Source organism: Desulfovibrio piger, assembly GCF_900116045.1.
Lineage (GTDB): Bacteria > Desulfobacterota > Desulfovibrionia > Desulfovibrionales > Desulfovibrionaceae > Desulfovibrio > Desulfovibrio piger_A.
This window is the reverse complement of sequence record NZ_LT630450.1, coordinates 960,938-974,000: the sequence shown is the minus strand read 5'-3', so window position 1 is coordinate 974,000 and position 13,063 is coordinate 960,938. Positions and strand designations below refer to the sequence as shown.

At 58.6% G+C, this 13,063-nt stretch carries 6 protein-coding genes; all 6 read right to left on the bottom strand.

The features are described 5' to 3' along the window. Window positions 1–35: 35 nt before the first annotated feature. On the bottom strand, window positions 36–692 hold the full coding sequence (locus tag DESPIGER_RS04630; RefSeq protein WP_072333670.1) for an ABC transporter ATP-binding protein: 657 nt from the start codon (window positions 690–692) through the stop codon (window positions 36–38). After that, window positions 689–1,462 (bottom strand): ABC transporter permease, encoded by a 774-nt coding sequence (locus DESPIGER_RS04625; RefSeq protein WP_072333667.1) that lies wholly within the window; start codon window positions 1,460–1,462, stop codon window positions 689–691. Before DESPIGER_RS04625 ends, DESPIGER_RS04630 begins: the two co-directional genes overlap by 4 nt. A 1-nt stretch (window position 1,463) precedes the next feature. Further along, on the bottom strand, window positions 1,464–2,630 hold the full coding sequence (locus DESPIGER_RS04620) for a polysaccharide biosynthesis/export family protein (RefSeq protein WP_072333664.1): 1,167 nt from the start codon (window positions 2,628–2,630) through the stop codon (window positions 1,464–1,466). A gap of 13 nt (window positions 2,631–2,643) precedes the next feature. After that, window positions 2,644–3,951, bottom strand: coding sequence for an aminotransferase class I/II-fold pyridoxal phosphate-dependent enzyme (locus tag DESPIGER_RS04615; RefSeq protein WP_072333662.1), 1,308 nt, complete (start codon window positions 3,949–3,951; stop codon window positions 2,644–2,646). Next, the gene (locus tag DESPIGER_RS04610) at window positions 3,948–11,402 is read right to left on the bottom strand and encodes a type I polyketide synthase (RefSeq protein ID WP_083575302.1); all 7,455 of its coding nucleotides are present in this window, start codon (window positions 11,400–11,402) and stop codon (window positions 3,948–3,950) included. Before DESPIGER_RS04610 ends, DESPIGER_RS04615 begins: the two co-directional genes overlap by 4 nt. A 209-nt stretch (window positions 11,403–11,611) precedes the next feature. Continuing rightward, window positions 11,612–12,763, bottom strand: coding sequence for a tyrosine-type recombinase/integrase (locus DESPIGER_RS04605; RefSeq protein WP_083575301.1), 1,152 nt, complete (start codon window positions 12,761–12,763; stop codon window positions 11,612–11,614). Between the last annotated feature and the right edge of the window lie 300 nt (window positions 12,764–13,063).

The following is a 13,063-nucleotide window of genomic DNA, read 5'->3' as shown; positions in this document are numbered from 1 at the left end:
CGGGAGAGAAATCAGGTCGGTACCACCAGTCATAATCAATAGCTCTCCTTATAGGCGAGGAGGGCATCCTCCAGTTTGTCGAACCAGGTGGCCTTGCCGTCCTTGAGCAGGATGCCGGATTCGCAGAAGGCTCTCAGGGTAGCGTCATTATGAGCCACCATGATAATGCTGGCCTTGTGCGCCAGGTTTTGAAAGGCCTGCTGGGCTTTTTTGCGGAAGGCCGCATCACCGGCGGCCGTGACTTCGTCAGAGATGTACACATCGAAGTCAAAAGCCAGGGAAAGCGCGAACTGCAAGCGGGACCGCATGCCGGAGGAATAGGTCTGTATGGGCTCGTCAAATGCCTTGCCCAGTTCGGCGAATTCCTCGATACGCGCGATGCGTTCTGGCAGTTCGTTCTGGAAGCCGTGGATGCGGCAGACGAATTTGGCGTTCTGGCGGCCGGTGAGCGTGCCCTCCAGACCACCGTTGGCCATGGGCCAGGAAACACGACAGTAACGGCGCACCCGCCCCCGGGTAGGGTAGTCGGCTCCGCCGATGATGCGCAGCAACGTCGATTTGCCAGCGCCGTTGACGCCCACCAATCCGACACTGCGCCCTGTGGGGATGACCATATTCACCCCGCGCAATACCCAGTCGCCCACGCCACGTCGCGTGGTATAGCGTTTGTGTACGTTCTCTATTGTGATCATTGCGTCACCAGCCGTGTCTCAAGTGCGCGATACAGCGTCAGCCCCAGAGCGATGCTGATCAGGACCCAGCCGTACAGATAGCCGAAGCTGACATCCAGCGTGTGGTAGTTTTTGAAAAAGCCAAGCCGTACCATCTCCAGCCCATGCACCAGCGGATTCCAGAGTAGCCAGTCACGATAGGGCATCGGTATAAAGGATACAGGGACAATGACGCCGGAAATGAGGTACAGGGGCATCATCAATATCTGGAAAATATGCCCGGAATCCGGGACCAGGCGCATGCATACCGAGGTCACCAGTCCGTAGCCCAGGCCGAACAACCACAGACCGGCCAGAGCCAGCAGAGCGGTAAGCGGATCGTCCGGCAGGACATCAAGCCCCATCAGGGCCGCCGCCCCGAGGATGAACAGGGAGATAAAAAACATGGAAAAGGCTTCCACACTGGCCCGCATCAGAGCGACATCAAAAGGACGCACCTGCCGGAAGGCGAAAAAAGCCTTGTTGCAGTCCAGGGCATGCAGGGTCTGCACGGCAGTGCGGCGGAACAGAAAGAACGACAGCATGCCCAGGATGATCCACATGGAAACGTCGATGCCTCCCATGCTGTTCCTGCGCATCATCCCCCAGACAGCACTCATGAAGCCGATGTGCATGGCCGGTTCTATGATAAGCCAGCTCCAGGCCGCACGGCTGCCGAAAAAGCGGTCCAGGGCTTCACGCAAAAAGAGCGCCTGCCAGACCGTGACGGTATTGGTGAAAGGGCCGTTCATCCTATTCCGCAACCTGTAGCTGGTAACGTCCCAGATTGAGGGTCGGCGTCAGCACCATGCCCACCATGCGCAGGAATTTCTCGATCTCTGCGGAAGGCATGTTGGCGACATAGAGCACGTCCTTGTCCTGCATGGGGAAGTTTTGTGTGACGAAAAACGCTCCGGGATCGTTGAAATTGACCTGATAAACGACCGGGATTTTTCCGTTGACGGCGGGCGTGCCCTCCACCAGGGATGCGTCTTCAAAACGGAAAATGAAGACCCCGCCGGGATCGGCACGATTGTCATTGAGGCCACCGGACCTGGCCAGGGCTTGGGCCAGGGAGATGCCCCGGGCCTCAAAGGGGACCTCCTGGTTGCGTCCTGTGGCCCCCAGCACGGAAATGGTCCAGGGCTGATACAGAGCCGTGAGGACGTCACCCGGTTGCAGGGGGATGTTCTGTTTGGGCTCGTGGACGATGGTATCCAGAGGCATGGTGGCCGAGACTCCCGCACGCGTCAGCTGCAAGGAGACCTTGGTGACAGGCTGGGTCACGCCGCCTACACTGGCCAGAGCATCCAGCAGGCGTTCTCCCTTGGGGGTCAGGGGCATGTTGGCACTCTTAGCCACATCGCCGATAATGGCCACCTGGGATGTGGGGCTGCCGGACACGCGTACCATGATTTGCGGGTTGTTTGCCTTGCCTTGCAGACGGCTTGTGATCTCTTTTTCCACGGCCCGTACGGAACGGCCGGCGACCTTGATGCGTCCGGCAAAAGGAATGTTCACTGTACCGTCGTCCATGACCATCTGGGGCGGCAGAGCCTCGGCACTGGTGCTCAGCGTGCCTGTCTGGGAAGCTGTCAGGGCATTGCTGCCAAACAAAATACTGGGCGGCGTTTCCCACACGCTGATGACGATGGTATCACCGGGGCCGATGAGATATTCCCGGGGCTTGGCATCACCAAAGACATCCGAAAAGGCTTTGGAATTTTTTTCGGCGCTCAGTTTGCGCACGAGCATGTCATCGACTTGCTTTATCTGGATCCCTTCCAGACTTCTGGAGGACGACGCATGCTGTACCTGTATACGGCTGGCACCGGAGTTGGGCATGATCGCACAACCACTGAGCACCATGGCCAGCAGGCAGCAAATCAGTCCGGAGATCATGGGATATTTGGAGGACATCAGAGAGTTCCTTTTAGTGGACCATACGCACCAACAAGCGGCAGACCTGTTCGATGTCGCACGCACTGTGCAGGGCAGACACGAAAAAGCGCAAGCGTGCCGCTTTTTCCTCTACCGCAGGATGGATGATGGGCTGTACATTGATGCCCTCTGCAAAAAGCTGATTGGACAGAGTGATGGCCTTGCGAGAGCTGCCCAGGATGATGGGGATGACGGCATAACCTTGAGCATTGCCTATGTTGAGGCCGGCTTTACGGGCCAGATCCAGAAAAAGCGCGCCGCGTTCCCCTAAGCGGCGAACACGTTCAGGTTCCCGCAGCATGATCCGCAGGGCTGCCAGGGAGGCAGCCGCCAGTGGCGGGGCGATGCCGACGCTGTAGACAAAACCGGGCGCGGAACTTTTCAGGATATCGACCACGTCCCGGGAGGCGGCAATATAGCCGCCGCAGCCCGCAAGGGTCTTGCTCAACGTGCCCATCCAGATGTCCACATCGTTGCCGGAAAGTCTGTGATATTCCGCGCTGCCGCGTCCCGTCGGACCGAGAACGCCTAGCGCATGGGCCTCGTCCACCATGAGCAAAGCCCCATAGCGCTGCTTGATGTCCACAAGCACGGGCAGGTCGGGCAAATCTCCATCCATGCTATACAGGCCTTCAGCCACAATCAGGACCCGCCTGTACTGGCTGCGCAAGGAGGCAAGGAGCGCTTCGAGCGCCTTCAGGTCGTTATGGGGGAAGGAGCGGCGGGTGGCGCCGGACAGTTTGATCCCCTCCAGCACACTGTTATGAATCAGGCTGTCATGCAGGATGAGGTCCCCAGGTTCAAACAGCGTGCCGATAGTATTGACATTGGTAGCGTGACCACTGACAAAAACGACGCAATCGTCCACGCCGTAGATGGCGGCAAGCTCCTTTTCCAGTTCCCGTTGTATGGGGCGTTCGCCTGCGACTAGGCGACTGGCACCTACGGATGTGCCATAGCGCTCAATGGCTGCCGCGGCGGCCGCGTTCACTTCTGGATGACCGTTGAGGCCCAGATAGTTGTAGTGGGAAAAGTTCAGGTATTCTTTACCCTCGATGCTGGTCACAGAGCCTCCGCGGCCTTCGTGTACCTTGAAGAAAGGATTGCCGATGCCGAAGCGCTGCGCAGCCGCAGTGAGCATGCGCAACTCCACCAGGGCGGGATGATTGGCAAAACTGGTCAGGGCCGGATCCACCGGTGGGCATGCATCGCCATGAGGGCGCTGCAGGGGAGAGTCCCCGCAGTTGTGGTGCTCTTTGCGTTGCAGGATGCTGCTGATGAGTTTGAGGGAAGAGCTCATGACTTGTGCTGCTCCCCGGAAGGCGCATCGTTCAGGATGCTGGCGGCTTCACTTTCACTGAGATCGACGGCATGTCGGCGCGCCAGATCAGCGAGCAGGGCATCTTCGCTGATGTTCTCTTCGACACTTCCTGTCAGACGGGCAACGATGCGTTCGGCTATCTGTTCCACCGTGGGAGAGTCCTGAAGCATCATGGTAGGCAAGCGCACTCCGGTACGCTGTTCAAGACCGACGGCAAGTTCAACTGCCATGAGCGAATCCAGTCCCAAGGACTGCATCCCGCGATCCGTGGCGACCTGCTCTGCGGCAAGACCCAGTACCTGCGCGACCTCATCGATAATGAGACTGCGGACGATATCCAGCACTTCCGCGGGGGATTTTCCAGCCAGGAGCTGCTGGATATTGCCCGGAGTTTCCTGAAAGTCTGCCCGGCTCTCGCCATGGCCTACAAAGGCAAAACGGGGGCTTCTCCCCGGGAACATGCGCATGACTGTTGGCCAGTCCACATTGGCCAGGATATGCAGCCCCTGCTCGTTCAGGACGGCATCCAGCTCGCGCATGGCTTCGGAGGTCGTCAGCGGAGCCTTCCCAATGTGTTGCGTCAGGCTTTTTTTCACGTCCTCATGTCGTGTGAGATACCCCACATCGCCTACAGGGCCCCAGGCGAGACAGAGTGCGGGCAGCCCCATGGCAAGGCGCAGGCGTGTCAAACCCTCAAGCCCGGCATTGGCAGCAACATAGTTCGCCTGGCCAGGGTTCCCCAGCGTCACGCTGATGGAAGAATACAGGATGAAATGCGTCAGGGGTATGTCGCATGTGGCTTCATGCAGGTTCCAGGCACCGCGCAATTTGGGACCGACAACCTTCGCCAAGCTTTCCTTATCCATGTTTGCCAGCAGCTTGTCGTCAAACACCGCAGCTGCGTGAATGATCCCGCCCAGAGGGGGCATGATTGCCGTCACTTGCTCTATCAGGGCACGTACTGCGGAAAGGTCCGTCACGTCGCAGGCTTCCGCCAGCACCGTGACTCCCTGCGCGCGGAATTCCTGCAGGATCGTTTCGGCTCCTGGTGTAGTACTGCCGCGGCGGCTCACCAGTACCAGATTTTTTATGCCGTGTTGCGCCAAGTGACGCGCTGTCGCCAGGCCAAAGCCGCCAAGGCCGCCCGTCACCAGCCAGGTACGGCTGGTATCCAACGCCACTGCGCCGGTTGATTGGGCATGGAGCGAAGGCAGATCTTCCAGATTGACGACGATCTTGCCGATATGCTGGGCTTGTTGCATGGCGCGGAAAGCGGCGACCGCCTGATCCGCCGGGAACGATCGGCAAGGCAGCGGAACCAAATTCCCCGCATGCAGCAGGCGCATGACCTCCTGGAAAAGCTGTGCTGCGATCCTGGGCTGCGCTGTGAGCAGCTGGTCAACATCGATAGCGAAATAACTGATATTTTCCTTGAACGGCCGCAGACCGATTCCGGTATTCTCCACAAAATCCCGTTTCCCCAGCTCCAGGAAACGACCGAAGGGCTTGAGCAGGCCGATACTCCTGCGCATGGCCTCACCGGCCAGCGAATTGAGTACGACATCTACGCCCCTGCCGTCAGTAGCGGTCCGTACGTCTTCGGCAAAGGAAAGGCTGCGGGAGTCGAAAATATGGTCCACGTCCATGAGCCGCAGGAAATCACGTTTTTCATCGCTGCCTGCTGTGGCGAAAATCGTCGCGCCCAAAAAGCGCGCAATCTGGATGGCCGCTATGCCTACGCCTCCGGCCGCGCCATGAATGAGGATGCTTTCACCGGGCTGGAGCCGCGCCAGATGCTTGAGCGCGTACCAGGCGGTAAAGAAGACCGTCGGAATGGTAGCAGCCGTTTCGAATGACCAGTCCGCGGGGACAGCTGTCACGGCATGTGCAGGAGTGGTCACATGGCTTGCAAAACAGTTGGAGGCAAAACCTGTCACTCGATCGCCGATACGCAGGTCGTCGACGTTTTTACCCACCCGGGTAATGACACCGGCAAATTCAAGACCGAGATAAGGACCGGCAAAACCGTTTTCCACAGCATCATCGGTCAGCAGGCCCATGGTGAGCATGACGTCACGGAAGTTGAGCCCCACTGCCATGACGCGAGCTTCGACCTGACCGGCAGCGAGGGTATGAGCCGCATCCGTCTGCCAGCACAGATTGTTCAGCCTGCCCGGTACGGTAAAATCCAGACGGCAGCGCTGTGCCGCTGCGGCGGGGCCGCTATGATGATCCCCGCTGTTGACCCTGAGCACATAACGGGCCTTGGGAGTCAGCAACACTTCGTCATCTTCTCCGGCAGCAAGGAACTCCATCTCAAGGCGCTCGCTGATATCAGGACAGCGATCTGCTTCAGGGATATCCACAAGCGTGCAGTGCAGCCCCCCGTATTCCTGCATGATGACGCGCCCCAGGCCGGCAACGGCACACTGGGCAGGATTCGAAGGATGGCCGTCCGGCAGTCGGGTGGCCAGTGAGCCGCCGCGGGTGATGATCCACAACCTGGGCGGACACGTTTCGCTGGTCATACAGGCGCTGGCACAGCGCCGTAGATGATCGAGGATATCTGTCACCGTGTGTGTGGTCGCGTCATGGCCGAGCATGAAGACAACGTGGTCTGTCTGTGCCGGGATATCAATGTCCGCGTCCGCATCACAGACGCAGGCGACCTGCTGGCCGTGCGCCGCAAGACGCTGACACAGCTCTGTAGCCAGAGCGGTCGATGCGGCGTCCGTCACAAAAGTCCACGATGCAGGGGAATATCCATGTGCATCCACCGTGACCATGTCTGCAAGAGTGGATGCAAGGAGCAGGAAGGCTCCCTCATCCAGAGTATCCGCTGCGGGCTCCCGGAAGACACGACAGCAGGCGACGCCGTGGTCTTCCAGGATAGCTTTCCAGGACTCCGGCCCCGCCAATGAGGAGATCGGCTGGCCGTCGCTCCTGCCGGTATGCCACCAGGACGGATCCAGACCTGCCACTAGATCCGTGCTCCAGTCAGGGTATCGTTCCGCCACCAGCAACAGGCCGCCGGGAGCCAGCAGATCACGTACCCGCTGCAGTATGGCATCGTAGTCAGGGAAGCTATGAAGGGTATGCCGGAACAGGACGACATCAAAGCTGTTCGCCGCAAAATCCCATTGTGCACTGTCGGCCGCAACAATTCTGACCGCAGGGTGCTGTCCATAGTGCCCTTTGGCCTGCGTCAGTGCGTCTGCGTCCGCGATAGCCAGCGTACAGGTAAAATGATCCTTCGGCCGCAGCGAATCCAGGATATCCACCAGCAGACCGGGAGCCATATTCACTTCAAGGATACGCAGTATCCTGTGCTCAGGCCAGTGCTGTGCCAGATGCCGGATGATAGCCGTGATTGCCATGTCGATGCCTTGGAGCGCGGGATCTTGATGGCGACTCTCCCGGGTGACTGCGGCATTGCGTATCTGCTCCAGCAGTGAGCGTCCATCCAGGTCGCCGCGAAGCACGTCGTCCAGATGACGGCATACTCGCCCTAGCGGCAGGAGGGCCGGCAGACATTGCGGCGCGAGACGGAAGGCCTCAGACCACAACTCCCGGAACGAAGGCAGGCCGGGCTCGGAAGTCGGAGGGCAGGCCTCACTCCCGTCAGTCTGGGGGCAGAGTCCTTCATGGACGAGCAGTCCATGCAGCCAGCGTGCGTACGAACTTTGGCGGTACCAGTCATCCGGTAGATTTTTCAGGGCCTGTGCCGCGGCCGAGAGCACCATGGCTTCCATAAGCGGCAGAATCTGCATGAACCAGATTTCACGCTGCGAGGCGGAAGAGGACACGGCTTCTGCGGCGACGGCACCAAGCTCGTCAAGGGCCGGTACGGGGGCGGGAACAACGTCGGACTGCGGGGCGAGCCAGGGGATAACGGTCCAAGCATCCACATGTTCCTGACCTGCCCGGACCAAGGGGACAGCACGAAAACGACAGTGATGCGCCTGGGCGACAAGCTGTGCCTTATCGTCCAGCAGCAGGAAATCCGCTGACAGAGAACGACGGCCGCAGCGGCGTGCGCGGCCGAAAATCCGGCAGACAGGTCTGGAGGCATAGAGTGTGATTCGACCTGTGCCTATGGGGAGAAAGGCGAGGGGCGCATCAGTATATTGTGCGGCGTAGACTCCTGCCAGCGAATGGAAGCAGGCATCTAGTACGGCCGGAGGCAGGAGGTACTGTTCGTTCTCCGGCAAAGGAATAAGGCTGGCCTCAAAACTGTTTTCCGTCATGCGCAAATGATCCACGACGCGGAAACCCGGGCCATAGTTCAGGCCCAGCTTTGCGGTCAGGGCGTACAGCTCCTGTCCTGCCATGGTTCGTGCGGCGGGAGGCAGCTGGTCCATATCGGCAGGCTGTGTGCTTCCCGGTATCGCAATGGCCCGCGCCCGTGCATGTTCTGTCCATTCCCCGCTGCTCAGGCGGGGACGGCTGCTGATGCGGATACAGCCATCTTCGGGATTCAGGCTGCAGCGCACGCACTGTGCATGACCGTTCTCGAAAACAAGGGGCGTCGTGATATCAAGAAATTCAAGGCTGACCTGTTCCTTTCCCAGTCCCAAACGTGCCGCCGCCAGGGCGATTTCCACATATCCGGCTCCAGGGAAAACAACGGTCCCACCGACATTGTGATCTGCCAGCCAGGTATCCTTGGCAGGATCAAGGATATTCTCCCAGGAAGGACTCGCGGCGTCCAGGGACCAGCCCAGCAGGGGATGCTGACGCTTCTGGACCGACCGGCATTCGCTGGTATGGGTATACCAGCAGCGCTGTTTTTGCCAGGGGTAGTGCGGCAGGCGAATCCGTTTTGTAACGTGGGGGAAGAGGGAGCGCAAATCGGTCTGCCCACCCAAAAGATGGAGACGGGCAGCCAGATGCACCAGGCGGGACCTGTGGTCGTCCTCGCGGGACAGACTGGAGAGTATACGCCCTTTAACGCCGACAGCCGTCAGATTCTCCCGGATGTAACGCTGCAGGATGGCATGGGGGCCGATTTCGACGAAAATACGGAATCCAAGCCGGCCCAGCTCCTGGACGGCGGCGGCGAAGTTTACAGGCTGGCGGACATTTCGCCACCAGTACTCCTTGTCAAGGCCGCTGCCCCTCTGTGGTCCTCCGCTGACGGTAGAGACGAAGAGGATATCCGTGTCCCAGGACGGCTCAAGTCCATGGAGCTTGTGGGCAAGAGCTTGCCGGATGGACTCCATGTACCGACTGTGGAATGCATACTCCAGGGCCAGCGGACGGAAAAAGATGCCCTTTTGCTGCATCTGCTCGCCGAAATAGGCCAAGGCCTCACTGCTGCCGGAGAGGGTGATGTTGCCAGGAGAATTGATCCCCGCGACTTCTAGGTCCCCGTCCAGACCAAGCTGTTGTATGATCTCGATGGCGTTTTGGGCAGGCACTGCTGCCGCGGCCATGCGTCCCATACCCCTGGTCTTGCCCTGGGTACAGCTGCGCGCGTAAATGATCTGTACCGCCTGTTCTGTGGACAGAGCTCCGGCAGCCCATGCAGCGGCAATTTCCCCCACGCTGTGCCCTGTGACAGCCTGCGGTCTGATTCCCTGCTCGTGCAGGATCCTGGTAATGCCAAGCTGCAGAGCAAAAAGCAGCGGCTGGCTGACCGTCGTGTCAGCCAGATAACCCGTTTCGCCGTGTAAAAGTTCGTGGACAAGCGAAGAGCCTGTCAAGGGTGCCAGCTGCTGGTCCAGTTCATCCACGACAGCACGAAAAGTGGCAGACTCGACATAGAGATTGCGGCCCATGCCTTCCCATTGAGAGCCATTGCCCGTGTAAACGAAAACGATGCCGCTTTGCTCAGCTGGAGCACTTTCCATGACGATGGAGGAAGGATGTTCGCCCTTGGCAAAGGCGCGCAGGGCCGGAGCGACATCCGCAAGGCTCTCTGTCGAAAGGGCAAGCCGTTTTTCCCAGTGTTCACGGTGGAAGGCCGCAGTGTAGGTCATCTCGTAGTACGACGGCTCTGCGCTTTCCCAATAGTCGGCGTAGGACGCGGCAAGATCGCGCAGGGCGGCGTCAGAACGTGCGCTCAACAGCAGGGGAGGAAGGCTTTGGGCGGCCTGGATTCTTTCGGCGACAGGCTGTTTCAGTGTCTGCACGATGAGATGGGCATTGACGCCGCCGAAGCCAAAGGAATTTACGCCTGCGGTATGCACGTCCGCCTCACGCAGCGGCATGCCTGCAGCGGCACAGACAATATTCAATTTTTGAAAATCGATATGGGGATTGGGAGTAAAATCCAGCGGCATGGGCGGTAGAGCTGCCTGTTTCAGGGACAATATGGCCTTGATCAACCCAGCCATGCCGGATGCCGGCTCCAGATGACCGAAATTCGCCTTTGCGGAGCTGATAGGGATGGGGTGCTTCCTTCCCCTGCCATAGACACCACCGATGGAGGCGGCTTCCACTGGATCGCCTGCGGGAGTTCCCGTGCCGTGTGCCTCAATAAAGTCCACATCATCCGGGGCCAGTCCGCTCCGGGTAAGGACATCGCTCATCAGTTCCGCCTGGGCCGTTACACTTGGGATGGTCAGGCCGGATTTGCGGGAGCCGTCCGCGTTGACACCGCTGGCCAGGATGACCGCATGGATGGTGTCCCCGTCTTTTTGTGCCTGGAGAAGCGGTTTGAGCAGAAGCACGGCCCCGCCTTCACCGCGCACATAACCGTTAGCGGTCGCATCGAAGGGACGGCACTGTCCGCTGGCTGACAACATGGACGCATGGCTGAAACCGATAAAGGAGTATGGATGCATGAGCAGGCTTATCCCGCCAGCCAGTGCCATGGGTATCTCTCCATGGCGCAAGGCCTGGCAGGCCTGGTGCAGGGCGACCAGCGAGGAAGAGCAGGCGGTATCCACCGCCATGGATGGGCCATGCAGGTCAAAAACATAGGAAAGACGGTTGGCTGCGATACTGAGGGTATTCCCGGTCATGGAATACGCCGTCATGCTGGCCAGATCATCCAGGGCATGCTGGCCATAATCCATCCCGGAGATGCCGATATAGACACCGCACCGGCTTCCGGCCAGAGAGGTCGACTTTACCCCGGCATCCTCCATGGCCTCATAGGACATTTCCAGCAATAACCGCTGCTGCGGATCAAGCCAGGCAGCTTCGCGGGGCGAGATGCCGAAAAAAACGGCATCAAACTGATCTATCTGAGATAGGACACCCGCAGCGAACGTGACGCTCCGTCCCGGTTCGCTGCGCTTGGGATGCTGCAACTCTTCTACGGGCCAGCGGTCTTCCGGGATACGGGAGATACCGTGCTTGCCCTCGTTAAGCATGCGCCACATGCTGTCTTCGTCGTTCGCGCCGCCGGGAAAACGGAAGGCCATGCCTATGATTGCAATTGCAGTGAGATGTCGAGGCGAATTCATAAATAGCTGTTCCATAAGGTTACCAACAGGCGCACTGTCGGTGATTGTTGGAGAAACAGATACCCTAGATAATCTTTGGATGCAACTCTGGTGTAAGGTGTTTTATAGAAAAATTTATTTTTATATCCTAGCGAGATAAAATGTCACTTTTTCACAAACTTTTAGACGAGTTTTGGAAGTCACCGACAGTGCGCCTGTTGGTAATATGCTGATTTTTTTCGGGATTATCTCTGAAGTAGGGATTGACGAGTACGTAACCTTTTTGGGCATTTTCCCGGTGCAACAATTTTTTTTCGTCTTGACAGAAGAGATGGCGATGAGAGCAGGGCTGACCGGTGACATGGAGGCTCTGATGTCTTCAACAGCGCATGGTCGGAGGAGGGGAGGTTCGTTCCCACGGGCAACCTTTTTCTGGGGCGCGAAGCAGTTGCAATAGATGTATTTCCGAGGAATATGCTGACCGTACCCGCAGCTGCCAGCAGGGAATCATGCCCAAGATGGGCATAGCGCATGGTCGTGCGCGGATCACGGTGGCCCAGTAGCCGCTGTACCTCATAGAGCGAGTGGCCCGCATTGACCAGGATGCTGGCAAAGGTATGGCGCAGGTCATGAATGCGCACATCGGCAAGATTCAGCTGTCGGCGCAAGTGGTTCCAGAACAAATAGATGTCGGAGAGCGGTCTGCCCGCTGTGCGCCCGGGAAAGAGCCAGGGGCAGTCGGGGCGGCGTGGCAAAAGACGGATGATTGCTACGGCCTCGTCGGAAAGGACAATATGGCGTGGGCGGTTCGACTTGGAAAGGGGCACCGTCAGCAGATGTTTCTCCAGGTGGATATGCTCCCAGCGGGCCTTGAGGATTTCGCTCTTGCGTGCGCCGGTCAGCAGCAGAAGCTGCAGGGCCTTGGCCTCTAGGCGCGGGGAGCCGTGCAGGGCCTGCAAAAGCCGCCGTGCCTCATGCTGCGTCAGGTATCGCTCCCGCAGTTGCCGGGTCGGGAACGGAGCGATGCCCATGCACGGTGAAACAGGCAGCACTCCCCAGATGACCGCCAGTGAACAGACGCTCTTGAAAACGCTCAAGATGCGGTTGCAGGTGGCTGGGGCAAGCCCCTTGGCAGCCAGCAAGCCCAACCAGATTTCGACGTCATTGCGCGAGATATCTTGCAGCAGATGCCGGGCAAAGGTTGGCAGGATATGTTGTCGAAGTATTCGCTCATCGACTTGCCAGCTGCGCTTGCGCAGGCGGATATAAGGGAGATAAAGCGACAGGATCATATCCTCCAGCCTCTGTATGCCTGCTGCATGTCCTGTACAGTTTTTTCGCTTACAGATGGATGGTGATGGTGTATTTGCAGCGGCAAAGAGCGAACGGTATGCCATAGAGTGCCCCTTGATTGGTAAAAGGAGTGACAGACCATGGTTTGACGGCATACTGCCGCTATGGGCGTCAGCTCCATTTGAGTGGGTTGAAGCAGGAAGAGGATTCCCCTTTTTTCTGTGCCAGTTTAGTAACAAGCGTGGCGGAGCCCCGACAGGGGCGGGTATGCCCCAGGCAGCATAGCGCTGTGTCCTACGCCTGTTTATATAGGATGAGCAAATTTATAAAGGCGCATCTGGCTGAAAATACTAGATATTGATTTTTACAGGATGTTCGGTGTCCTGGCTGGGGAGTGGTCATGT